Annotated in this window: 22 protein-coding genes; 9 read left to right on the top strand and 13 right to left on the bottom strand. The window is 64.7% G+C overall.

Features of this window, described 5'->3' with window-relative positions:
• The first annotated feature begins 20 nt into the window (after nucleotides 1–20).
• Genes DFR67_RS11915 through DFR67_RS11905 form a run of 3 tightly spaced genes read left to right on the top strand, consistent with a single transcriptional unit; the run spans nucleotide 21 to nucleotide 3,296 of the window.
• Nucleotides 21–1,382: a diacylglycerol/lipid kinase family protein gene (locus tag DFR67_RS11915; RefSeq protein ID WP_245937897.1), complete on the top strand. Its 1,362-nt coding sequence runs from the start codon at nucleotides 21–23 to the stop codon at nucleotides 1,380–1,382.
• 41 nt (nucleotides 1,383–1,423) lie between these two features.
• Entirely contained in the window at nucleotides 1,424–2,164 is a 741-nt protein-coding gene (locus DFR67_RS11910) for a glucose 1-dehydrogenase (RefSeq protein ID WP_110469738.1), read from the top strand.
• 58 nt (nucleotides 2,165–2,222) lie between these two features.
• Nucleotides 2,223–3,296 carry an NAD(P)H-dependent amine dehydrogenase family protein gene (locus DFR67_RS11905; RefSeq protein ID WP_110469737.1) on the top strand — a complete coding sequence of 358 codons (1,074 nt, stop codon included), beginning with the start codon at nucleotides 2,223–2,225 and terminating at the stop codon, nucleotides 3,294–3,296.
• 16 nt (nucleotides 3,297–3,312) lie between these two features.
• Here DFR67_RS11905 and DFR67_RS11900 read toward each other — a convergent pair whose 3' ends face one another.
• A complete protein-coding gene (locus DFR67_RS11900; protein WP_110469736.1) occupies nucleotides 3,313–4,731 on the bottom strand; it encodes a basic amino acid/polyamine antiporter in 1,419 nt (472 codons plus the stop codon).
• 140 nt (nucleotides 4,732–4,871) lie between these two features.
• Here DFR67_RS11900 and DFR67_RS11895 point away from each other — a divergent pair, with 140 nt between their 5' ends.
• Complete coding sequence (locus tag DFR67_RS11895; RefSeq protein WP_110469735.1) at nucleotides 4,872–5,420, top strand: molybdenum cofactor biosysynthesis protein; 549 nt, start codon at nucleotides 4,872–4,874, stop codon at nucleotides 5,418–5,420.
• A 57-nt stretch (nucleotides 5,421–5,477) separates the two neighbouring features.
• On the opposite strand, the gene DFR67_RS11890 is transcribed toward DFR67_RS11895, so the two are convergent.
• Nucleotides 5,478–6,041, bottom strand: coding sequence for a TetR/AcrR family transcriptional regulator (locus DFR67_RS11890; protein ID WP_110469734.1), 564 nt, complete (start codon nucleotides 6,039–6,041; stop codon nucleotides 5,478–5,480).
• Between the two features lie 154 nt (nucleotides 6,042–6,195).
• Between DFR67_RS11890 and DFR67_RS11885 the strand changes: the two genes are divergently transcribed.
• Nucleotides 6,196–7,383, top strand: coding sequence for a cytochrome P450 (locus DFR67_RS11885; RefSeq protein ID WP_110469873.1), 1,188 nt, complete (start codon nucleotides 6,196–6,198; stop codon nucleotides 7,381–7,383).
• A 130-nt stretch (nucleotides 7,384–7,513) separates the two neighbouring features.
• Complete coding sequence (locus tag DFR67_RS11880; RefSeq protein ID WP_110469733.1) at nucleotides 7,514–8,863, top strand: DUF1254 domain-containing protein; 1,350 nt, start codon at nucleotides 7,514–7,516, stop codon at nucleotides 8,861–8,863.
• Nucleotides 8,864–9,204: 341 nt separating this feature from the next.
• Here the strand turns inward: DFR67_RS11880 and DFR67_RS11870 are convergent, their stop codons facing one another.
• On the bottom strand, nucleotides 9,205–9,480 hold the full coding sequence (locus DFR67_RS11870; protein ID WP_110469732.1) for a LapA family protein: 276 nt from the start codon (nucleotides 9,478–9,480) through the stop codon (nucleotides 9,205–9,207).
• Between the two features lie 240 nt (nucleotides 9,481–9,720).
• Here DFR67_RS11870 and DFR67_RS11865 point away from each other — a divergent pair, with 240 nt between their 5' ends.
• Both DFR67_RS11865 and DFR67_RS11860 read left to right on the top strand, forming a co-directional pair.
• On the top strand, nucleotides 9,721–11,619 hold the full coding sequence (locus DFR67_RS11865; RefSeq protein WP_110469731.1) for an alkyl/aryl-sulfatase: 1,899 nt from the start codon (nucleotides 9,721–9,723) through the stop codon (nucleotides 11,617–11,619).
• 21 nt (nucleotides 11,620–11,640) lie between these two features.
• The gene (locus DFR67_RS11860) at nucleotides 11,641–12,612 is read left to right on the top strand and encodes a TIGR00341 family protein (RefSeq protein ID WP_110469872.1); all 972 of its coding nucleotides are present in this window, start codon (nucleotides 11,641–11,643) and stop codon (nucleotides 12,610–12,612) included.
• 98 nt (nucleotides 12,613–12,710) lie between these two features.
• On the opposite strand, the gene DFR67_RS11855 is transcribed toward DFR67_RS11860, so the two are convergent.
• Nucleotides 12,711–14,402 (bottom strand): SulP family inorganic anion transporter, encoded by a 1,692-nt coding sequence (locus tag DFR67_RS11855; protein WP_110469871.1) that lies wholly within the window; start codon nucleotides 14,400–14,402, stop codon nucleotides 12,711–12,713.
• A 36-nt stretch (nucleotides 14,403–14,438) separates the two neighbouring features.
• Entirely contained in the window at nucleotides 14,439–14,951 is a 513-nt protein-coding gene (locus DFR67_RS11850) for a DUF1214 domain-containing protein (RefSeq protein ID WP_245937896.1), read from the bottom strand.
• A gap of 219 nt (nucleotides 14,952–15,170) precedes the next feature.
• Between DFR67_RS11850 and DFR67_RS11845 the strand changes: the two genes are divergently transcribed.
• The gene (locus tag DFR67_RS11845; RefSeq protein ID WP_110469729.1) at nucleotides 15,171–15,827 is read left to right on the top strand and encodes a GAP family protein; all 657 of its coding nucleotides are present in this window, start codon (nucleotides 15,171–15,173) and stop codon (nucleotides 15,825–15,827) included.
• Between the two features lie 97 nt (nucleotides 15,828–15,924).
• Here the strand turns inward: DFR67_RS11845 and DFR67_RS11840 are convergent, their stop codons facing one another.
• From DFR67_RS11840 to DFR67_RS11805, 8 genes are all read right to left on the bottom strand, one after another.
• Complete coding sequence (locus DFR67_RS11840) at nucleotides 15,925–16,620, bottom strand: LysE family translocator (RefSeq protein ID WP_245937895.1); 696 nt, start codon at nucleotides 16,618–16,620, stop codon at nucleotides 15,925–15,927.
• Nucleotides 16,617–17,843, bottom strand: coding sequence for a Dyp-type peroxidase (locus DFR67_RS11835; RefSeq protein ID WP_110469728.1), 1,227 nt, complete (start codon nucleotides 17,841–17,843; stop codon nucleotides 16,617–16,619). The genes DFR67_RS11840 and DFR67_RS11835 overlap by 4 nt, the downstream gene beginning before the upstream one ends.
• Nucleotides 17,830–18,396: a copper chaperone PCu(A)C gene (locus DFR67_RS11830; protein ID WP_110469869.1), complete on the bottom strand. Its 567-nt coding sequence runs from the start codon at nucleotides 18,394–18,396 to the stop codon at nucleotides 17,830–17,832. The genes DFR67_RS11835 and DFR67_RS11830 overlap by 14 nt, the downstream gene beginning before the upstream one ends.
• A 2-nt stretch (nucleotides 18,397–18,398) precedes the next feature.
• Nucleotides 18,399–19,910 (bottom strand): PepSY-associated TM helix domain-containing protein, encoded by a 1,512-nt coding sequence (locus DFR67_RS11825; protein WP_110469727.1) that lies wholly within the window; start codon nucleotides 19,908–19,910, stop codon nucleotides 18,399–18,401.
• Between the two features lie 154 nt (nucleotides 19,911–20,064).
• Nucleotides 20,065–20,595, bottom strand: a complete 531-nt coding sequence (locus tag DFR67_RS11820) for a hypothetical protein (RefSeq protein ID WP_146240430.1) — start codon at nucleotides 20,593–20,595, stop codon at nucleotides 20,065–20,067.
• Between the two features lie 58 nt (nucleotides 20,596–20,653).
• A complete protein-coding gene (locus DFR67_RS11815) occupies nucleotides 20,654–21,358 on the bottom strand; it encodes a response regulator (protein ID WP_110469725.1) in 705 nt (234 codons plus the stop codon).
• Nucleotides 21,351–23,900, bottom strand: coding sequence for a sensor histidine kinase (locus DFR67_RS11810; RefSeq protein ID WP_245937894.1), 2,550 nt, complete (start codon nucleotides 23,898–23,900; stop codon nucleotides 21,351–21,353). The genes DFR67_RS11815 and DFR67_RS11810 overlap by 8 nt, the downstream gene beginning before the upstream one ends.
• A gap of 10 nt (nucleotides 23,901–23,910) precedes the next feature.
• On the bottom strand, nucleotides 23,911–24,537 hold the full coding sequence (locus DFR67_RS11805; protein ID WP_110469723.1) for a potassium-transporting ATPase subunit C: 627 nt from the start codon (nucleotides 24,535–24,537) through the stop codon (nucleotides 23,911–23,913).
• Between the last annotated feature and the right edge of the window lies 1 nt (nucleotide 24,538).

The raw sequence follows: 24,538 nt of genomic DNA, 5'->3' as shown, positions 1-24,538 counted from the left end.
CGTTGATGACACACGACGACATGTCGAGGGACCCTGTAGGGCGTCGACCGGGAACTCCGGGTCGCCGCCTGCTGGCGCGGGCCGCATTCGTCCTGCCGGCGGTGGCCATCACCGTTCTGGTGGTCTTCGCCGGCCTGCACACACTGACGCTGCTGATCTCGGCTGTGGGCACGGTGGTCATCGCCACCGCGGCGCTGTTCTGGTTTCTCACCAGTCGCGGAGCAACGCGATGGGTGTCGTTGGCGCTGCTGATCCTCGCCCCGCTCGCGTTCCTCGTTTTGCTCATCAGCGCGAATCTGTTGTGGGTGGTGCTGGTGGCGGCGGCTCTCGCGGTCGCCTCAGTCCTGTGCGCGCGTGGAGCGCTTCGTGTCGCGCCGCACACGGCGAAGGCGCCCGAGCAGACCATGGCGGCCCCACGACAGGCGTTTCTCGTGATGAACCCCCGCTCCGGCGGCGAAAAGGTCGGCCGGTTCGGATTGAAGGAGAAGGCCGAGGCTCTCGGTGCGGAGGTCGCACTGCTCGAGGGCCCCGGCATCGTCGACGTCGCCGCCCTGACCCGGGACGCCGTCGCTCGCGGTGCCGACCTGCTCGGGGTGGCCGGCGGCGACGGAACGCAGGCGCTCGTCGCGGGCATAGCCGCCGAGCATGACCTGCCCTACCTGGTGATCAGCGCGGGGACGCGCAACCACTTCGCTTCGGACCTGGGACTCGACCTCGACGATCCGGCCACCTGTCTCGATGCTCTCGTGGACGGCATAGAGCTGCGGATCGATCTAGGGAACATCGGCGGGCGCACATTCGTCAACAACGCCTCGTTCGGTGCCTACGCGGAGGTGGTACAGAGTCCCGAGTACCGGGATGACAAGCGTGGCACCGTCTTACGCATGCTTCCCGATCTGATCGGTGACCACCGCGGCGCGGGCTTGCGCGTTCGATCGGGGAATCTGACAATCGACAACCCACAGGCGGTCTTGGTCAGCAACGGGCTGTACGAGACCCACGATTTGGCAGGCCTCGGACGTCGGGCACGTCTGGACGCCGGCCTCCTCGGGGTGGTGACGATATCGGTCTCGTCGGCCAGGGAGGCGCTCGGTCTGCTGCGTCGGACCCGCCAGAGTGGGCTCACGCAGAACGCCACCCACGAGGTGATCATCGACGCGGACACCGACGAGATCCCTGTCGGCGTCGACGGCGAAGCGCTCATGGTCCGGGTCCCGGTGGTGTGCACCATCGCGCCAGGCGCTCTGCGGGTGCGGGTACCCCGCACCCGTCGGGGACTTCGCAAACCACCTCTGCACATGGACTGGGTGCGGCTGCGTGAGTTGGCACTCCCCCGCCGTCCTGCACAGCGTCAGACAGAGATGGACACTCGACAAAACTAGGGTCTGGACACATGTCTGGCCGGCGAGGTAGCGTGCCTGCCATGGGACGCGTGGACGGAAAAGTGGCAATCATCAGCGGCGGCGCTCAGGGGATGGGGGCTTCGCACGCCCGACTCCTGGTCGCCGAAGGCGCGAAGGTCGTGATCGGCGACATCCTCGACGAAAAGGGACAAGCGCTTGCCGACGAACTCGGAGAGTCGGCGCGATATGTCCACCTCGACGTGTCGCAGTTCGACCAGTGGCAGGCCGCAGTCGGGGTCGCCGTCAACGATTTCGGGTCGCTGAACGTCCTCGTCAACAACGCCGGTATCGCCAACGGCAGCTCGATCCAGCAGTTCAAACACGACAAGTGGCAGAAGATCATCGACGTCAACCTCACCGGCACCTTCTTCGGCATCCAAGCGTCGACCGATCCGATGATCGCGGCCGGCGGAGGGTCGATCATCAACGTCTCATCCATCGAGGGGCTGCGCGGAGCACCCTGGGCGCATGGCTATGTCGCCACGAAGTGGGCTGTGCGCGGGTTGGCGAAGTCGGTGGCCCTGGAGTTGGCGCCCCACAACATCCGCGTCAATTCCCTGCACCCCGGCCTGATTCGCACGCCGATGACCGAGAAGTTCCCCGACGATCTCGTGACGATTCCCTTGGGCCGGCCAGGACAGTCCAGCGAGGTATCCACCTTCGTCCTCTTCCTCGCCAGCGATGAATCGTCGTATGCGACCGGAACAGAGTTCGTCGTCGACGGCGGTCTGGTCACGGACGTCCCACATAAATCCATGTGACGGACCGGCGACGACCAGTCCACTTCACCTGCTGAACAACACTTCTGAGGAGACACTCATGGCGATCCGCGTCGCCCTCATCGGCACCGGCAACGTCGGTCGCCTGGCGCTGACCCAACTCATCGAGAGTGCGGACTACGAACTGACCGCGGTGGGCGTCTCCACGGAATCCAAGGTGGGCAAGGATGCCGGCGAACTGGCCGGCGTCGATGCGGTCACCGGCATCACCGCGGTCGGCGATATCGATGCCGTACTCGCGACGAAGCCAGAGTGCGTTGTGTATTGCGCCATGGGCGACATCCGGACGGGCGACGCGCTGCGGGATTGTCAAAAGATCCTGGAGGCAGGTGTGGATGTCGTCGGCTCTGCACCTGTCATCCTGCAGTATCCATGGCAACTGCTGCCCGACAAAAACATCGACCGGGTTCAGGCATCGGCCGCGCACGGTGACGCCAGCATCTTCATCACCGGTGTCGACCCCGGGTTCGCCAATGACCTGATCCCCCTCGCGCTGGCGGGCACGTGCCAGCGGATCGAGCAGATCCGGGTCATGGAGATCGCCGACTACGCCACCTACGACGGCGCGGTCGTGATGTTCGACGTCATGGGATTCGGCAAACCCCTGGACGAGCTGCCGATCCTCTTCCAGCCCGGCATCCTCGGATTCACCTGGGGCACCACGATTCGGCAGCTTGCTGCAGGACTCGGCATCGAGGTCGATGAGATCACCGAGAACTTCGAATTGGAGCCCGCACCCGAGGCTTTCGACGTCGCAGTCGGGAGGATCGAAAAGGGCACTGTGGCAGCCATGCGCTTCGAGATCCACGGAAAGGTCAACGGACACTCGGTGATTGTCGTCGAACACGTCACCCGTCTGCGTGACGACCTCCGTCCCGACTGGGCCCGCCCGGCGCAAGAAGGGGGTTCGTATCGCGTCGAGATCATCGGCGAACCGAACTACGCCGTGGACATCTGCCCGACCAGCGTCAAAGGCGACCACAATCACGCCGCGATCGTGGCCGCCGCCGGTCGTATCGTCAACGCCATCCCGGCAGTCATTGCCGCGCCGCCTGGGATCCGCACCACCCTGGATCTGCCCCTTGTCACCGGGAAAGGCTTGTACGTCGGCTGATCCCGGCCCGGTCCCATCACATGGTGATGCTGCCAGTTGCCAGCCCCACGACGCCGAGTACCGCGCCCACGACGATCAGCACGCACAGGACCAGTTCCAGCGGACGAAAGACTCGATCACCCGACTCCCGGCGAGACCTTACGTAGAGCAACGTCCCGGGGGCGTAAAAGATGCATGACAGGAGCAGGAACTCCGGTCCGGCGGCGTACACGAGAAAGACGGTGTAGATGGTGGCCAGCACCGCAACAATCAGTGGCTTCTTCTCGAGTGCAGCACCAGGTTTGCGGTCGACCGCGAGCTTGAGTGCGAAGGCCGCGGCGAGGAAGTAAGGGATCAGGGACAAGCTTGCGCACAAGTCGAGCAGGAAATCGAGCGCGTCACGGGAGAAGAGCACGACGACGATCAACGCCTGCACCATCGCCGTGGTCATCAGGAGCGCGGCGATAGGAGCTCCCGCGCCGTTTTCGCGGCGCATGAAACGCGGCATGTCGTCGTTTTGCGCAGGGACGAACAACACCTCGGCCGCCATAAGAGTCCAGGCCAGATAAGCTCCGAGCACTGCCACGACCACACCGACGCTGATGAAGGCACTCCCCCATTCGCCGACGATTTCGTCGAGCAGAGGCGCCATCGACGGTTGCCGTAGATCTGCGATCTCCTTGCGCGGCAGAACTCCGTACGACAGCAGGGTGACGGATGCAAAGACGCACAACACGCTCACGAGGCCCAAGATTGTGGCCCACCCGACGTCTTCACGTCGTCGGGCATAGCGCGAGTACACGCTCGCACCTTCGATACCCATGAAGACGAACACGGTGATCACCATCGTGTCCTTGACCTGTTCCGCCACCGCCGACATCGAGAAGGTGTCGGCCCCCCAGAAGTTGCCGGTGAACGTCCCCGGATCGAAAGTGAAGGCGGCGATCATGATGAAGGCGAGGATGGGAATCATCTTGGCAACTGTCACGATGCGGTTGATGACGGCCGCATCCTTGACTCCTCTGGCGATCAGGCCCGCAAACACCCAGATGCCCACGGTGGACAATGACGCGGCAACGATCGTGTCCCCTTGTCCAAGCGACGGCCACACCTCACCGATCGTGCTCATCATGAACACCCAGAAGAACGCGTTGCCCGCACACGCGCTTGCCCAGTAACCAAAGGCAGAGTTGAACCCGACGTAGTCGCCGAATCCTGCTTTCGCGTAGGCGAAGACCCCGGAATTGAGGTCCGGCTTGCGCATCGCGAGATGCTGAAAGACCAGTGCCAGGGTCAACATTCCGGCCCCGGCGATGACCCAGGCGACGATTGCGGCCAACGCACCGGCGGATCCCCCGAAGCGCGCCGGCAGGGTGAAGACCCCTGCCCCGATCATCGACCCGACCACCAAGGCGGTGAGCGTGGGTAGGCTCATCCGCGGCGACTCCGTGGTCATCTTCTCGCGGGTAGTAATACGGCCATCTCCTGATATCGACGGGTCCCGACGTCCGACAGTGCCATACCGAGGCCCGATGCGCTAAGCAGAAGTCAGAACTCATGTTTGGCCGGAGGTGGACGACGTGCCACCGTAGACCCATGGAACGCGAGTACCGCTTCGAAATCGTCTCCCTGCTGGTGTCCCCTGCCCACGCCTACTTCGGCCGGGCCAAGGACGGACCGGCAGCCGACGTCACGACGCAGACACCCGCGCACATCGAGATCACAGCGAACAAAGGTATCCGCGGCGACCGCTTCTTCGGCGTCCGGGCGCACACCGAGGCGGCCATCACCTTTCTCGCCCTCGAGGCCTGGGAGACCGCGGCGGGAGACGTCGATCCGGCGGTCGCCCGCCGCAACGTGATGGTCCGCGGACTCGAACTCGATCCACTGCGCGGCGAGGAGTTCGACATCGACACCGGCGACGGCCCGGTCCGGTTCCGCGGCGGACGACCTGCCCACCCCTGTGTGTGGATGGACACGATGGCCGGCGAAGGCACCCGCAAGGCACTGATCGGACGCGGCGGATTGAGAACACAACCGCTGACGTCCGGGGTCCTACGCGTCGGCCCGGCGGTCATCTCCTGCGATGTGGAACTACACCCGGCACGAGCCGCCGACCAAGTCCGCCGCGCACAGCCGGTCTGAGACTGCCGGGTCGCAGTGTGGGCCCCGTACGTCAGAGCTGCTGCGCCGGTGTGCATGTCAAGACTCCGGCGAAGCGGCGGCGAGTAGCGCGGTGCTCAGGGCGTCGATGAGGTGGGGTTCGTCGGCGGGGTCGGTCGGGGGCCACAGGACGAGGGCGAGAAAAGTGCGCACGGCCAGCGAGGACACGATGGTGTTCGTTGGGTCGAGCCCGATGAGCTCGGCGGCGATCGCTCTCAGCGCGTCCGAGTTGGTGGCCGCTCCAGCTCCATCTATGGCGTGCTGTGAGTGCAGGAATTGGCGGGCGATCCGATCATTCCGGATCTGGGTCAGCGCCTCTGCGATCGCGGTTCGTGCTCGGTCGATGCCGGACAGTCCGGCCACTGCGTCGGTCACGGTGGTGGTGATGCGCGTGGAGGTGTGGATGAAGACGGTCTCGACGATGTGTTTCTTGCCGCCGGTGTGGCGGTAGATCGTTGCGCGTGAGCAGTGCGCGCGGGTGGCGAGGTCGTTGATGTCGAAGCGGTCGATGCCGCGCTCGGCGATCAGTGCGCCGGCGAGGTCGATCAGGCGTGCGCGGGCCGTGCCGGAGCGGTCGGAGCCGATGAGCCAATCTGGGGGCATATCTCAGTATGAGACATTTGGCATCAAAGTTACAGGGCATTGTCGCAGCTCATTGGCATAGCGTGAGATATTCGGGACTGGCTCTGCGACAAACTCGTATCGTCTTTACGTCCAGCTCTTGCCTCTGGCGACGCCGCACCTCGACGCTGGTGTCATGAGAGATCTTGATGACCCGTACCCGTATCTCGCGCACCTGCGATCGCATGCCCCGGTGCATCGGCTCGGCGATTCCTCGTTCTTTGTGGTCAGTTCGTGGGATCTGATCGCTGAGGTGTTGGCGCGCCCGGAAGACTTCTCCTCGAACCTGACCGCCACCATGATCGTCCATCCCGATGGTTCGACTACCGAGTGTCCGGTCGCGGACCTGGGGTCGCCGCTGCACGTGTTGGCCACCGCTGACGATCCTGTGCACCGGGACCATCGCACGATGGTGATGCCCGCGTTGGTCGCGCGTCGCGTCCGGGCTCTGACACCGTTCATCGAAGCCGCCGCTGGCGACCTATGGCGAGAAGGACTGCGCGATGGACGCATTGATTGGGTGCAGGCGGTCGCCCAGCGTCTTCCGATGCTTGTGGTGACCGAGTTGCTGGGGTTGCCATCCCATGACGTCGACGATCTGGTGCGCTGGGCATTTGCGTCCACGATGCTGCTCGATGGTGTCATCACCAGCGACGATCTCGAGGTAGCTACCGCCGCGGTAGGGGAACTGGCCGGCTACCTGTCTGCGGCTTATTCTGCAGCTCTTGCGAATCCGGGCCCAGACATTCTCGGCGACCTCGCCCGCCTGGGTGCCGCCGGAACACTCGACGACGACACCGCGGTGATGATCTTGATCCAGCTCGTCGCTGCCGGAGCCGAATCAACCATCAGCCTGCTCGGCACCAGCGTCTGGCTCCTGGGCCGCCACCGCGATATCGCCACCCGCCTACGGGCCGACAACACCCTGATTGCGCCGTTCGTCGAGGAAGCGCTACGGCTCGAATCGCCGTTCCGCGGGCACTACCGTCACGTCGTTCACGACACCACCCTCGACGACATCGCTCTCCCCGCAGGCTCGCACCTGTACCTGGCGTGGGGCGGGGCCAACCGCGACCCGCACCGGTTCGAAGACCCCGACACCATCGTCCTCGACCCCGCGAAACGCCCTTCCCACATGGCCTTCGGCAAAGGAATCCACCTGTGCGTCGGCGCGGCACTCGCCAGACTCGAAACCCGCACCTGCATCGAGTTTCTCCTCGACGCCGCCGGTGAGTTCACCCTCGATGATCCAACACCACAGTGGACCCGCAGCCTGCTCTCCCGACGCCTGCACGCCCTGCCTCTGACCGTACATCCCGCGTGACTGATTGCTGATCGCAGGCAGCTGCTGGACGCAGACGTGGAGTTCTTTGTACATCTCGAAATCACTGCACCCCGAAAGGGATAGACGATGCAACCGAGTGAGTGCGCTGCTCGAGCAGTAGGCTGATGGCATGGCTGAAACCGGTGCAGTGCCTGAGGTCGCGGCACGTGCGTACATGTATGGATTCCCATTGGTGTTCAATCTCGATCAGATGAACCGGTATGTCCACGAAGGTATCGGTGCCAATCCCGCGGCGCCGTTCAATTCATTCAGTCATGCACGCACTTTGGCAGGCCCCAAAGACACGTTCGTCACCATCAACAACGACACCCTCTATTCCATGGCCCAAATCGATCTTTCCGTCGGCCCGGTGTCGCTCCACGTCCCCGATACCGCAGGCCGCTACTACGTGTTGCAGTTCGTCGATGCCTGGACCAACAACTTCGCCTACGTCGGTCATCGGGCGACCGGCACCGCCGCCGGTGACTTCATGCTCGTACCCCCAGGGTGGACAGGCCCGACCCCGCAGGACACCACGGTCATCACCTTTCCGACCACGGTCGCCTCGATCGTCGGACGGTGGGCGTGCAGCGGCGCCGATGACTTACCGGCGGTACACGCGCTGCAGGACGCCACAGTCCTCATCGCACTCGACGCAGGCGCCCAGCCTGCCGGCCTGCCCGCACCAGATTCCACCGTCGACCCGGACCTGCTGTTCCTGGAGAAATTGCGCCTGTGGTCACGCGCCTATCCGCCGGCGCCCCGCGACCTCGACCTGCAGACTTCACTCGCATCGGTCGGCATAGGCCTCGAAGGTACTTCCCCGTATGCGGCGCCGGACTCAGAGTTCGCGGCCGAACTCGCCGCCGGCCTGCGCGCCGGCCAGGAGAACCTGCTCACCGCACTGACCCAAGGCGCCAGTCCGGAGGTCAACGGCTGGAAGCTGACGTTTCATGCATTCGATTACAACCTCGACTATTTCGAGGTCGGCGCCCTCGACGACCCGGCCTTCAAAATCGACAACCCGCAGCTGCGGATCATCGAACGGGCCGCCGCCGCCAAAGGTGGCCTCTGGGGCAACCATCCCTACGAAGCGGCGTACATCATGACCTATCTCGACGACGACGGCGAACAACTCACGGGCACCAGCACCTACACGCTGCGGCTCGATCCCACCCCGCCCGTAGGTGCGTTCTGGTCGTTGACCATGTACTCGGTCCCAGACTTCTACCTCGTGGACAACCCGATTGATCGCTACTCCATCGGGGACAGAACTCCCGGTGTGCGCCGCGACGCTGACGGCGCCCTGACCATCACCATCAGCCACACCGAACCCACAGACCCAGTCGCGCGGGCGAATTGGCTTCCAGCACCTGCCGGGGACTTTCGGCCGGTCCTGCGGATGTACGAACCCGACCCGGCCGTACTCGATCAAACCTACGTGGTGCCCGCCATCACCCGGGTTCAGACGGCCCAGTAGCGAGCCCGCCGGATTCGCCCGGCGGCCCATCGGCCAATCCCAGAGATGCTTGTCGGCCCGTAAAGCTCCGACGTGCGCGAGGTCCAGTTCTACGAAATCGATGCCGTACCCGGATGCCGAGCTCCACGCATCGAGTCGCTCTTCCGTGGTGGCGATCGGAGTCAGCGACTGCACCCCCGAATTCGGCGGCGAACAAGGCTGTCAGCAATGGTGACGTCATGGCCGTGAGCAGAAAGGTGTAACGCTGTCGGCCACCCGCAGAATCCGTCTCCACCGAGGATCAGAACCCGGATTGTTGTCACCACCTTCCGACGCCAGGTGCTCTTCTGAGTCAGACCTTTCTAAACGGCTGACGCCGATTTCCTTTTGCTGCGTCCACGACCCGTGAGTACTCCCGCGAGCCAACCAACCGCGAACAGAACAATGAGGATGAACCACAACGGCGAGCGAACGCTGACCCAGAACAAATCAACAGAGATCGAGTCGCGGTTCTGGACGATGAACACGACCGCCAGAATCGTCAGAACGAGAGCAATCCCCCGCGACAGAGACAGAGCCGGAAGTGAACGGCGTTTCACGGGCTCGCTTCCAGCGCGATGATCGGTGCTGTCGGGCATGTCAGAAAGACTACTTGGACGCATCACCCTTGTCCGAGCTTCGCAAAGTGCCGATCCCAGAAGTTCCGAGCCACCAGAGGATTTCCAATGGCAATTGCCGGGTCTTTGATTGCTATTCACTCACCCCTGACACGTCAATGCCAGACAATTTCGGGTGAGGCGCTGGATACGACTGCGCCGCAGTCCCACACAGGCAACAATGATTCACAGAGGTCCACACCAACAGGCAAGGTGACTTTAATGGGAAACCCGCAAGAAGCGACTTCATCCGTGGCCGATGCGAACGCCGCAGCACAATCCTCACTCCCATTCGGAGACACCCGCGACCTGGACAACGCATCCCGCGGGCTGATCGCGACCCTGGACTCAACGGTGATCACAAGCGACGATGGCGCTCATGTGTGGGACTGCGCCGAATTCGATTTCCTCACCGAACAGTGCCCACCCACAGCCAACCCCAGCCTATGGCGACAATCGGAACTCGTCGCCCGGCACGGCTTATATGAAGTGACCGACCGGATCTATCAGATCCGAGGATTCGACCTGTCGAACATGACCCTCGTCGAAGGTGACACGGGCGTGATCGTCATCGATCCGCTGATCTCGGCCGAGACCGCGGCCGCCGGCCTCCAACTCTATCGGGAACAGCGTGGCGACAAACCCGTGGTTGCCGTCATCTACACCCACTGCCACATCGATCATTTCGGCGGGGTCAAAGGGGTCATCACCCAGGAAGCCGTGGACGCCGGCGACTGCCTCATCGTTGCTCCATCGGGTTTGGTGGAACACGCGGTGGCCGAAAATGTCTATGCCGGAACAGCTATGGGACGCCGAGCCGCCTACATGTACGGCGCGGCACTGCCTCGCGGACCACTGGGCGCCGTCGGAGCCGGTCTGGGCCAGTCGACATCGACCGGACACGCCGGGCTCATCTCTCCGACAGTAGACATCTCCCGCACTGGCCATACCGAAACCATCGACGGCGTGACCATCGAGTTCCAGATGACACCCGGCACCGAGGCGCCCGCGGAGATGAACTTCTATTTCCCGCAGATGCGCGCTCTGTGTATGGCCGAGAACGCCACCCATACGCTGCACAACCTTCTTACGCTGCGCGGAGCGCTCGTCCGGGATCCGCATGTATGGTCGAAATATCTGACCGAGGCCATCAACATGTTTGCCGATCGTTCCGATGTCCTGTTCGCCTCGCACCACTGGCCGACCTGGGGGACCGACGAACTCACCGAATTCCTTGCACTTCAGCGTGACCTCTACGGATACCTGCATGACCAGACGCTACGGGCACTCAACCAGGGCAAGACCGGCCTCGAGATCGCCGAGGACATCCAATTGCCACCCGCCCTCGGCGACGCGTGGCACACACACGGCTACTACGGATCGGTCAGCCACAACGTCAAGGCCATCTACCAGCGGTACATGGGGTGGTTTGACGGCAATCCGGCCCATCTGTGGGAGCACCCTCCGGTGGAGTCCGCGAAGCGACACATCGAGTTCATGGGCGGTGTCGACGCCGTGGTCGAGAAGGCGCGAAAGACCTATGCCGATGGCGATTTCCGTTGGACGGCAACCGTCCTCAATTACGTGCTGTTCACCGACCCGGATAATGACGCGGCAAGGGACCTACAAGCTGACACCCTGGAACAGCTCGGATATGGCGCCGAAAACGGCACCTGGCGCAACTTCTACCTGATGGGTGCCTACGAGCTGCGCAACGGCGCGGTGGGTACGCCCACGACGGCCGCCGCCCCTGACATCATCGCGGCCATGACTGTCGAGCAATTGTTCGACGCCATCGCGCTGCGCGTCGACGGACCGGCGAGCTGGGATGCGCACATCACGATCGACTGGATCATCAGCGATCAGGACCGGCGACATCGCACCGAGCTGCGCAACGGCCTACTCGTCCACTTCGATGTTTCCGCCGACGGACCCGGATCTGCCGAGGCGACATTCACCCTCTCCAAGACCGCGCTGCTGGGCGTCTTGCTGGGCGGGGTCGACCTTGCGAGCGCCATCTCAGACGGAGCGGTGTCGGTTGACGGAGACGCAGCACGGTTCGCCGAACTCGCCGGCTACCTCGACCAACCCGATCCCGATTTCGCCATAGTCACGCCCTGACCACCAGTGAAGGGCACACCCATGTCGGCGCTGATACCGGACAACCAGCGTCGCACCACCGAGGAGCTCGACGAGCGCCTCGACCTGGCAACAGGCGACACTCGCGCGAAGCAGTCCGCGTTCTGGGTGATGCTGCTGCTGTCGAGCGTAATCGCCGCCGCCGGCATCACCTCAGACTCGACCGCAACGGTCATTGGCGCCATGATCGTCGCACCGCTGTCCACGCCGATTCTGGGCGTGGGTCTCGGAATCGTCACCGGCCGTCGCGGCCTCATCATGCGCAGCCTGCTCTACATACTCGCCGGCATCGTGCTGGTTGTGACGGTCGGATTCCTCCTGGCGCAGCTGCTCCCGAATCCGACGAATGTGCTGTCGAACTCCCAGGTTCTGGGCCGCACGTCTCCGACACTGATGGACCTTCTCGCCGCGCTCGCCACTGGGCTGGTCGGCGCTGTGGCCGTCACCCGTCGCGACGTCGGCGACGTCTTGCCCGGTGTCGCGATCGCCATTTCTCTTGTACCACCGCTCGCCGTCACCGGTGTCTGTCTCGGCTCTTCGGCACCGAGCCTGGCACTCGGCGCGTTCGTGCTGTTCGCATCGAACGTCGTGGCCATGATCATCACTGCGGCGGTAGTATTCATCGGCGCGGACTACCACGCGAGAGCCGGTGACCATCGACGCCAGCGCGCACGTGCGTACCTACTGCTCGCGATAGCGCTCATCGTCGTTGCCGTACCGATGGTCGTCAACTCGCTGTCGTCGCTGTGGGCAAGCCAGGTGTATTCAGCCACCGAGAACTGGCTGGCCGACACCGCAGGAGCGGAGGTGTCCGATGTGATCTGGCAAGGGAACAAGGTGACCATCACCGTGCTGGGACCGCCGCCGCTACCGCCGGTCGACGACCTAAAAAAGTCTGTCGCCGATCTGGTCCCGTGGCACCCAACCGTGGAACTCATTCACAACTACGGCATCACCATGCGAGAAGGCGGGTAGCGGCGACTGGTGGCGTGAAGAGTCTCCTGCGTCGCAAGCACTGCGCCTTGACCTCGGTCGCCGAGGGCGCGGCACATCGACCCCATCTGTGGCCACTGTCATCGCTGCGGTGCGGTCGGCGGACCGTATTCCCCCGGCGGCCCATCGGCCAAAGCCTGCGCAACGGTGGGAAAGATCTGCAGGTCAGTACCTGGGGCGGCGGCGCGAATGACGTCCCGGAACTGTCCTACATCGCGAGCGATCCGGAACGCAATGCCCTTACGCGCCAGGGCATCGTGAAGTTCGACGAGCATCGACACGGCACTGACGTCGATGAATGGTGATGTTTCGGCGTCCAGAACGATGACGCGGATATCCGCGTCGGCCAGGGCGGTGATCCGGTCCCGGACGTCGTCGGCGTTTGCGAAGAACAGTCCGGCCTCTACGCGAACAACTTTCACGCCCGCGAGTTGCCGCCGGTCCGCATCGCCGGTCGCCTCGACCCACCGGGTTCCGTCCTTGACGACCGTCGCCACATGCGGCCGCGAGACCCGGTAGAGCAGCAGCAGCATCGACACCGCGATGCCTATGACCAGCCCGGGCAGAGTATCGAAAACCAGCACCCCGAACAGAGCCGCCAGGGCAGCGATGAAATCGATACGTGTTGCGCGGCCGTAGATGCTGCCCAACCGAGCGGTCCACACCCGGTACAGGCGCTGCAATGCGGCGATGTCGACGAGCTCGATGACCGCAGCGATCACCACAGCAGCCAGCGTCGCATCCGGCAATTTCTCGAACAGGCCGGTCAACAGCAGCAAGGTCAGGACTGTTAGCGCGGCGACCACGAGCCCGCTCACCTGCGTCTTGGCACCGGCACCACCATTGACCGCCGTCTTCGACAGACTGCCGTTGACGACCATCCCCGAACACAATCCCGATCCGATGTTCGCGGCCCCGAGCCCGAACAGTTCACGATTGGCGTCGACGGTGTACCCGGCTTTGGCGGCGTAGGTCTTGGCTGCACCGAGGCCTTCAGCGAAACCGATCAGCACGATCCCCACTGCAGGACCGACCAATTCGAGGTACTGATCCATCGATACACCGGACGGTAATCCGAGCGAGGGTAGGCCTGGATCGATGTGACCGACGATGGCGACGCCCTTGTCGTCGAGGCCCAGCAGCCACACGGCGCCGATGCCGCCCAGGACCGCCACCAACGATCCGGGGACCAGCGGAAGCCACCGCCTGATTGCCAGCACGAGTATGAGGCTGGCGATGCCGATGACCGTGGTGCGCCAATTCCATTCCGACAGATGGGTGATGAAGGAAACGGTCTGTTCGAAGAAGTTCCCCGTCCCTTTCGGTACTCCGAACAGCTTGGGGACTTGTCCGATGATGATGGTCAGCGCAAGCCCGACGATGAACCCTTTGAGGACCGGTTCGGAGATGAACGAGGCGATGAACCCCATCCGCAAGGCACCGGCCACCAGGGCCACCACACCGGCGGCGAGCGACAACGCGACCGTCGTAGCGAGAAACAGTTGCGGATCATCTCCGGCGATCGGGCCTACGATGGCCGCCGACAATGCTGCGGTCGCTGACATCGGACCGACAACCAGATGTCGCGAGCTGCCGGCCGCGGCATAGAGGATCAGCGCCGGGACCGCCGCATACAGACCGACGACCGCCGGGACCCCGGCGATGGCCGCATACGCCAGGGCTTCGGGGACCAGGACGGCCCACACGGTCAGTCCAGCAACCACATCCGGCCGGAGGCATGCCGAACGGTAGTGGTGCAACGACGTGAACACAGCCCCGCCCGGGCGTCGCGATGTCATATGCCGGCGTCAGACCGCAACGATGTCGCCGAGTTTCCAGCTGCGGTCGAAGTAGGATTCCAGCGGTCCGTAGAAGCGGAAGTAGGAGAACCAGTGCTGGCCGGGAAGTGTTTGAATCCAGTTGCTGCCATGACCTTCAGGTTCGTGCGGCCCGAAGTACAGGTCCACGGATCCGTCATCGTTGTACGCCAGGTCCGGGTCGCGTGAGCCCCGGTCGCCGCGTTGCTGGTCGTTGTCGATCGGGCAGCGCCCGCCTTTACCTTGGTCGGGACCCATCTCGCCCATCACACCGATTTCGCGTTGCCAAAAGTCTGACAGCCCGCCCGCGGTCGGACCAGCGGGGAGCTCGATCACCAACGGCCCGGTCTCGCTCAGATCGAAGAAGTTCTGGATGTACGGGGTTGTCGCGTTCGCTGTGATCAGGCCGAGTCGATCACGGTAGGTCACGTGATGGACGATGTCACAGCCAGCGGCGCCGAACACCTCGTAATGCACCTTCAGGCGACCAGGCAACTCACTCACAGACCGACCTCCACCAATCATTGTGCGGATCTACCTGCCATGAATGCACGCGAGCATCCACTGATCAGTGTGCAGCACCGCGCACGATCCCGACAGACCTACGCGCACGGCCTCACGCTCTCCCGCCATCCCGGCGCGTGGGCTAGATTGAGTTCAGCTGGCCGACGCCGGCGGGCCCGACACTGACGCTGGGTCTGATGGAGCGGAGGAGTACGCGACGTGGGCGCAGTCATCGGTGATCTTCTGCCATTGGCGGTCGGGGTGGCTGTCTCCCCCATCCCCATCATCGCGGCCATCTTGATGTTGCTGTCTAAACGCGCCGGCACTACCAGCGTGGGATTCGCGATCGGTTGGCTGGCCGGGATCGTCGTCGCCACCACCATTTTCGTAGCGCTGGCCGGAACCATCAGCAGCTCCGACGGTCCATCGACCACTTCGTCGTTGATCAAAATCGTTCTGGGCGTTCTGCTGTTGGCGGTGGGCGTGCGGCAGTGGCGTGGACGCACCGGCGAGCACGCCACCCCCAAGTGGATGACCGCGATCGACGACCTCACCGCAGCCAAGGGTTTCGGTCTCGCTTTTGCGCTCGCAGCCATCAACCCCAAGAACCTCCTGATGTGTGTGGCCGCCGGCGTCACGATCGGCGGTGCGTCGCTATCAGTGGGACAGCAGGTCGGTGCTGTCGCCGTGTTCACCGTGATCGCCGCGTCGACCGTCGCCATTCCCGTGATCGGCTACCTCGTTGCCGCACAACGATTGCGAGCACCTCTCGATGCCCTCAAACAGTGGCTTCAGACCAACAACGCAACAGTCATGGCCGTACTCATCCTCGTCATCGGCATCGTACTGATCGGCAAAGGCATCGGCGGTCTGTAATTCCGGAGCCGTCTCCGGCCCCGCGCACACTCGCGTGCGGATGGCGGCTCACGGCATACGTATTCGCGCGCGCCAAGCGAGGCATCGGCCCACACACTCACACCTTGGCCGGTGTCAACGCCAATCCCCCGCCCAACCCGATCAGCGCGGTTCCTGAGATCCGATCGGTCAGAACCCGGGCTCGTCGGCCACCCATGAGGGTGCGCAAGCGGTGCACGCCGACCACGAACAACGCCCACCACAGGACTCCGAGAGCCACGTCTATCACACCGAGTCCGACGATCTGCAACGAGACGGCGCCGTCGGCGGACACGAATTGCGGGAGCACCGCGACGAAGAACAACGCCGCTTTCGGGTTGAGGACATTGGCCACGAACGACTGCCGCCAGACCCTGGACAACCGCAGATCGGACCGCTCGTCGGGTTCGGCCACAGCGTCCGACCTCGATCGTGAGTTCCATAGTGCGCGCACCCCGAGGTACACCAGATACGCGGCCCCGACAAGCTTGAGCACGGTGAAAGCCGTTGCACTGGCCAACACAACGGCGGCGACACCGATCGCCGCCGCCGTCATGTGGACGAGCAGTCCAGACTGCACGCCGGCCGCGGCGACCCAGCCTGCACCTTTGGAACGGACCGCGTATCTCATCACGACGAACCAGTCGGGACCAGGCGTCACATAGGCGACCATCGCGATCGCACAGAAGGCAAGAACCGTTTCAGGACTCATCACAGACCCGTGTACCCATCCGGCCTCGGCTGAATCACTCATCGCGACGACGCGGCTGGTCAACTGACGAGGGTAGAACCCAGGAAGTCTCCTTCCGCGATACCCGGCAAGATCGCATACACCGCCGACCCGATCGGAACGGTCCACTCGTTGAGCGCGTCGTGATCGGCAAGACGCTGCTGAACCGGCAGGAACTGGGCGTCCACATCCTGCTGGTAGGCGGCAAAGATCAAGCCGGAGTTCGACGTCTCGCCGGGCCCGGGTGGGTCGTCGTAGTTGTACGCCCGCCGCAGAAACTGTTCTCGGGCGCTGCGCTGGTGAGCCCGAGCGATATGCGACGACGGAGGAATCACCGGGATCCCCATCCGGGTCGCCTCAAAATCCGGGGTGTCATGCTCATCGGTCCCGGTCAGCGGCGCCCCGTTAGGGATCGTGCGGCCGACGGTGAGCTCCCGTGCGTGGCGGTCGAGTTCCTCCCAGGTGTCGAGTTGCATGGCGATCCGGCGCAGCACCAGCGCAGTCCCGCCCGCCAACCACGGCTGTTGCCCTCCGTCGTCCCAGACAAGACTGTCGAAATCCAGGTCCGATCTCGGGTTGACAGTGCCGTCGACCTGACCCATCAGGTTCCGCATCGTAGTGCCCTTCGGCGTGCTCCCCCGCGCATGATGAAAACCACGCTGAACCCATGCGATTCGCACGCGTGAACGCACATTCTTCGTCAGCACCCGCACAGCGTGTGCGACCGTGGTCGGATCATCGCCGCAGACCTGCAGCAACAGATCTGTTTGGCCCCAGACACTCTCGTTGATGCGATCGATAGAGAACGCGGGCAGGGGCCGCAGCCAGGTCGGCCGGCGCTGTGCCGGAGCCGCTGGCCCGAACACCCCGGCTCCGACCCCAACGGTCACCGTGAGCCGGGACGGGATGTGGGCCAACTCGGGTTCGGTGTCGGCCAACGCCGCCCGACCCCCGGTCAGGCGCGCGGCGTCTTCGGTCCAGACCTTGAGAATACCGGTCAGCGCAGCACTGTCGGATCCCTCCACGAGATCGAGTCCGACGAACTGCGCATGGGCCTGCGCCGCGGTCGCGATGCCCGCCTGATGGGGCCCGTAAAACGGTTCGATTTGCTGCCCCGCGCTTCCGTCCGAGCCGTTCGCAGTCACTGCTTCCGCTGCACCCCAGCCTATTCCGGCCCCGACGCCGACAGCACCCAGCCCAGCGGCGCCTCCGAGGAGACGCCGCCGGCTGAATCCGACGCGGGACGACTTGCGCTCAGGCACCGGCATTCGGGGCACTCGGGGTGCTCGGCATCATGTCGTGATCCGGCATCGGCATGTCGGTGGTGCCGGGGTCGTAGTTCTCCTCGTTACCGCTGAAGTCACGGACCTGGGCCTCTATATCTTTCGTGGAACCGTCGTCGAAGGTCAGGGTGATGTCGACGGTCTGGCCTGCTGTCACCGGCGCGGTGATGTCCATGAACATGAGGTGATCACCCCCTGGATCGAGACTGTGCGACCCCTTGGCCGGAATGACGAGCCCCCCGTCCTTTTCGCGCATGACCATCCCGCCGGTGTCGCTGGTCGCCATCTCGTGAATCTCCATGAAACCGCTTGCGGGACTTGAGACAGATACCAGGTGAACCTCAGAGTTGCCGGTGTTCGCCAGCTGTCCGAACGCGGCGGTCATACCGCTGTCGGCAGCCTTGACCCACTGGTCGGAGACGGTGACCGACTCGGCCTGGGTCGCCGAGTCGTCGTTGCCACCGCACGCGGCGAGCACGGTGACGCACAGGGCAGCCGCCGCAACGGTTCGGGCAGTGCGGGTGAAGAGATTACGCATGGTCATGCACCTTTCGTGGTGATGGAAGTCGAGACCGGCGGCGTTCGCCGTCCACGGTCGCGGAGGTAGAACCCGATCGCCGTATCGATCAGGACGAAGGCGAGCAGGCTGATCCCCAGCAGGGGGATGAACCAGCCGACGAGAACCGCAGCGACGATCACTGCGATGGCAATGGCCGGGTGGATCTTTCGCAGTGCGCCGCGCCGGGGTGCGCGAGCAAGTACGAGACCCTGACGACCCCGGGTCGGGCGGCGCTTCCACCACATCAGGTATCCGCGCACGCACAGGCTGACCAGTCCGACCGCGACGGCCAGCAACACCAGTTGATTGGCCAGCCCGAACAGCAGGCCCATGTGCAGCGCGATACCCCAACTCGAGAGTTTCGCCGCCAGTGGCCATTCGGAGAACTCCGACGCGTCGACGATGGTCTCGGTCGCCGGATCGATGGCCACAGAGTTGGTTTCCAGTTGCCAGGGCGTTCGAACCTGTGAGACCACCATGGCAGTCTCGGCATCGGAGGGGATTGTCGCCTCCACCGCCCCGGTCACCCCTGCCGCCCTCGCGGTGGAGAGCACCGACCCGACGGCGTCGACATTTCGGGTCAGGATCTGCTGATCGGCGGCCACGGCCACGTGGTCGGCGCCCCCGTGCCCGTGGTGACCCGACTCGGCGGGGCCCACCGAGACGGGGTTCAGCGAGCTGTCCATCGCCGGCGTCGTCCAACTCAGCGATTGCCGCAGATCGCTGATGTTCTCGCCCGCGTATCTCGACCAGGTCAGGCCCGTCGCCGAGAGGAACACCAGGCCGACAACGATCCAGGCCCCTACGGCTCCATGCCAATTGAGTGTCCGGTTGCGGCCCGTGCTCGTGCGGTCGATCGTCAGCAGTGGCGCCGACCCCTTCGACCGCCTGACGCTGCGATACCGGATGACCCAGAGCACCAGCCCGCCGAGCGCGATCACCCACAACCAGGATGCGGCGAGTTCACTGTAGATGCGGCCGGGCTCACCCAGGTGCAGGTTGCGGTGCAGCTGCGAGATCCAGGTCCGCATGGGTAGCGATCCGCTGGACCCGTAGGCGACCTCGGTGCCTTTCGACGTCGCTGTCACCGGATCGATGAACACCGTCATCCGCTCGGATGGTCCGAGCGAGGGGTCCGCGAACAGCACCCGGGTGGTCTGGCCGGTCGCGGCGGCAGGGCGAACCGCGTCAACCTGTAGATCGGGAACAACGCTCTGCGCCATCTGAACCTGCTCGGCCAGTGGCGCCGCAGGTCCGGACGAATCGGTGTGCAGGACGTCGCGATACACCCACTGCTCGGCAGTGGGCGCGATCGCATAGAGGCCGCCGCTGATGGCGGCGACGATGAGGAATGGGGCGATGAACAGCCCCGCGTAGAAGTGCAGACGCATGACCAGAGGACGGACCACCTGAACTGGCGCAGGTGATCTCGTCGTCGACTCAGACGCGGAATCCGCGTCCGGTTGGTCATGGTCGGATCGAATGATCGACATGACTCTCTATTCGTCAGTGAAGAACTCATGGCGCGGCGGACCTCAGGGGTTCGCAGCGATCGGAGAATCGCTCTGCGGGGCGACCGGAGCCGGGCTCACCACAGAGGTGTGCGCACGGACCGACGACGAGTCGGATCCATACGAGCAGAAAGACTTACGCGGTCAGAGGTGGTCCGCGGGTGCCCGCGGTCGACAACGCGACGAAGCGGCGTGCGGTGGGTCGGTAGCTCGTGATCGTGGCCGTCCACAGCGGGACGAGGCCCGCCGCGACATCGAGCGCACGGGTGAGCAGACGTGCGACGAAACCGAAGGCTGCGATCAAACCGCGTTCGGCCCACCGGATGAGCACTGCGGTCAGGACGAGAACCGTGAGGTGACCGGCAACCATGGACGGCGCGGGCATCAGCCCATGTGCGTGTCCGTGGCTCAGCGTCAGGATCACGTGGCCCATGACCTGGCCGAGGCCGAGCACGGCAAGGAGGACGAGCAGCCGGTTCGACTGCACCTGGTTCGGGGTGACGGCAGCTCCGGCTGAAGCGCACACCAGGACGAGCAACAGCAGCGACGACTCGGACAATGCCATCGCTCCGCCACCGAGTCCGTGACCGGCGATGGCGACAGCTCCGGACATCAACCCGACGAAGGCACCGCGCAGTCGCGCGAGCACCTGCATCCGGGAGTCCACAGCGGCACCCTACTAGCTACGACCGTGTCTGGGTACTACAGGGTGTCGTATATCGGCCTCACCGTACGAACCGATAGCCCATCCCGGCCTCGGTCAGCAGATGACGAGGTGTCGTCGGATCGATCTCGAGCTTGCGCCGCAGGCTGGCCAGGTACACCCGCAGGTAGTTGCTCTGGGTGCCGTAACTCGGACCCCACACGTGGGTGAGGATGTCGCGTTGACCGACCAGCTTGCCCTCGTTGCGGACGAGCAACTCCAGAACGCCCCATTCGGTGGGCGTCAGATGCACGGGGTGCCCCGCACGGATGACCTGTTTCGCGCGCAGGTCAACCGTGAATGCATCGGTCTCCACCACCGGTTCGGAGGACTCGGTGGCGACGCTCCCGCGCCGGACCGCTGCCCGAAGCCTGGCCAGGAACTCCTCCATGCCGAAGGGTTTCGTCACGTAGTCGTCTGCGCCCGCGTCGAGGGCCTGCACCTTGTCGGACGAATCGGTGCGCGCCGACAACACGATGACCGGCACGTTGGTCCATCCCCGCAACCCGGCGAGCACGGTGAAGCCGTCGATGTCCGGCAGCCCGAGATCGAGGACGATCACCTGCGGATTCGTCTGCCCGGCAGCGGTCAGTGCGCCCGCACCACTGGAGGCGGTGGTGACGTCGAATCCTCGCGCATTCAGATTGATCCGGAGCGCGCGCAAGATTTGCGGCTCGTCGTCGACGACGAGCACGCGCACCTTGGCCTCGCGCACCTCGTCAGCCATTCGGTACCTCCACCTCGACACCGAGGGCCCCCGGGGGCGGGCCGGACGGCAGGTCGAACGACATCGTCAGGCCACCGCCGAGTGTCTCCGACGGGGTGATCTCCGATCCCATCGCGCGGACGAAACCCTGCGCGACGGACAATCCCAGCCCGACCCCGTTGCCGCTGCCCGAGTCCCCGAGGCGCTGGAAGGCGGTGAAGATCTTGTCCCATGACTCGGCGGGCACCCCGGCCCCGTGGTCGCTGACCGACACCGTGCACTTCGCGCTGTCCAACGGATCCGACCACGCTCGTACCTGCACGGACGTCGCCTGACCGCTGTGCCGCAGCGCGTTGTCGATCAGGTTGGCCAGCACACGTTCGAGTAACCCCGGATCGGCGTAGACCAGCATCTGCTCGACGTCGAGCTCGACCCTGTCCGCTCCGCTGGGGTCGAGGCGGGAGATGCCCATCATGGCCCGGCTCACCACCTCTGTCAGATAGACCATCTGCAGGTCCGGCCGAACGACGCCTGCGGCCAGTCTCGATGAATCGAGCAGATTGCCGACCAGCGCGGTCAGATGATCAGTCGACTCCTCGATGGTCGCGAGCAGTTCCGCGGTGTCTTCGGGTGAGAAGGTGACGTCGGTGCCCCGCAGGCTCGACGCAGCCGCTTTGACCGCGGCCAGCGGGGTCCGCAGGTCGTGACTGACCGCGGACAGCAGTGCCCGACGGAGTTGATCGGTTTCTGCCAGCGCCCGCGCTTCAGCGGCCTCGGCGGCGAGTTCGCGGCGTTCGACGATGCCGGCGGCCTGGGTGGCCACCGCACCGAGCACCTTGCGCTCGCGACCGCCGAGTTTGGGGCCGCTGAGCAGTATCGCGAAGTCGCTGCCAGGGACCGGACACACCGTGTCGGCGGCACCGGGCTCGACGGGCGGGTCCTCCCCGACCGAGCTCTCCACGGTGCCCGCCTCACGGCCGCTGCGACGGATCAGCGTGACCGCCTGCTGGTCGTACGTTTCGCGGACCCGACGCAGCAGACCTTCAAGGCCTTCCCCGCTGAGAACAGCGCCGGAAAACGTGGCGAGGAGTTCGGCGTCGCGACTGGCCCGCTGCGCCTGCACCCGCCGGACGGTGGCCGAATCGACCAGCGCGGCAACCGCTATGGCGATCATCAGCATCACGATGATGGTGATGAGATTGTCGGCCTCGTTGATGGTGAAGGTGTAGCGCGGTGAGGTGAAGAAGTAGTTGAGCAGCAGCCCCGAGACGATCGCCGACAACGCGGCCGGACCGATGCCACCGAGCATCGACACCGCGAGAACCACCACGAAGAACAACGCCGACTCGCTGGCGATACCCAGCCATCGATCCAGAAAAGCGAGCAGTCCCGCCGCCGCGGCCGGGACCAGGACGGCGAACACCCAGCTCAACGGACGGTGGAAGCGGGTCTGCCTGATGTCGAGGGGGTTTCGCGCGCGCGTCTGATCATGGGTCACCATGTGGACGTCGATCTTCCCGGAATTCCGCACCACGGTCGACCCGACGCCCTCGTCGAGGATCCGTTGCCAGCGACTACGCCTGGAGGTACCGATGACCAGCTGGGTGGCGTTGACCCCGCGGGCGAACTCGAGCAGCGCGCCGGGAACGTCGTCACCGACGATCGTGTGCGTTTGTGCACCGAATCCTTTGGCCAGTTCGGTGAGTTTGGCGATGTCCACCGCGGCGGGATCGGAGAGACCGTCGGCTGCCGCGATGTGCACCACGACGAGTTCGGCGCTCGACCTCGACGCGATCCGGCCTGCGCGGCGCAGCAGGGTCGCCGACTCGGGACCTCCGGTCAGCGCCACGACGACCCGTTCGCGGGCCTCCCAGGTCGCGGTGATCTGATGCGCGGCGCGATAGGTCGCGAGGTTGTCGTCGACCTGATCCGCCAGCCACAGCAACGCCAGTTCGCGCAGCGCGGTCAGGTTGCCTTCGCGGAAATAGTTAGCCAGCGCACCGCCCACCCGATCGCCGGGGTACACCTTGCCCGCCGAAAGACGTTGGCGCAGTGCCTGCGGCGCGATGTCGACGAGTTCGATCTCGTCGGCGGCGCGCACCACGTCATCGGGTACGGTCTCGCGCTGCACGATCCCGGTGATCTCCTGCACCACGTCGTTCAGGCTCTCGAGATGCTGGATGTTGATCGTGGACAGGACATCGATGCCTGCGGCACGCAGCTCGTCGATGTCCTGCCACCGCTTGGCGTTCCGTGAACCGGGTGCGTTGGTGTGGGCGAGTTCGTCGACCAGGGCCACCTGCGGGCGGCGGGCCAGCACCGCATCGATGTCCATCTCGGCGAGGACGGCCCCACGATGCTCGACGTCCCGGCGAGCGACGATCTCGAGCCCGTCGGTCATGGCCGCCGTCACAGACCGCCCGTGTGTCTCCACCACCGCGACCACCACGTCGACGTCTTCACCGAGCAGAGCGTGGGCCTGAGCCAGCATCTCGTACGTCTTACCCACACCGGGAGCGCAGCCGAGGAACACCTCGAGACGCCCTCTGGTTTCGCCGGTCACTGCGCCGACCTTAGTCGCAGCCAGGAGCGGTCAGCCCCAGATCTAGGTTCACCTCGAGTACGTTCACCCTGGCCTGGCCGAGGAAGCCCAGCTGACGGCCCGCGGTGTGCTCGGAGATGACCTGCTCGATCTCCTCGACGGACTTACCGTTCTCCCTGGCCAGCCGCGGAACCTGGAGCCGTGCGTAGGCCTCACTGATCTGAGGGTCGAGACCCGATCCGGACCCGGTGACCGCATCGGCAGGCACCTGGTCAGGGGCCACGCCCTCCCGGGTCGCGATCAAATCCCGGCGTTCGGTTATCCAGCCGGCCAGCTTCTCGCTGTTCGGGCCCTGATTGCTCGCCGCGGACGCCGCCGGATCACCGGGCGCCATCGGATCGTCCGCCGACCCCAGCACGCGGGCGTGTAGATACCGGTCAGGCTCGCCGGGGGCCACCTGCGGGTCGATGCCGATCAGGGTCGATCCGACCACGCAGCCGTTGCGGTCGGTGACCTGCGACCCCTCGGCCGAGGTGGTGCCGAGGCGCGAAACCCCCCACACGACGGCCGGATAGGCGATCCCCAGGATCACCGTCATCGCCGCGAGGACGGCGACGGCCACCGTGCACTGCCGTATCCACATCGTCATGGTTCTCATG

Source organism: Williamsia limnetica (genome assembly GCF_003217475.1).
GTDB classification, from domain to species: Bacteria; Actinomycetota; Actinomycetes; order Mycobacteriales; family Mycobacteriaceae; genus Williamsia; species Williamsia limnetica.
The sequence above is the reverse complement of the archived record's forward strand: the minus strand, read 5'-3'. Positions and strand labels throughout refer to the sequence as shown.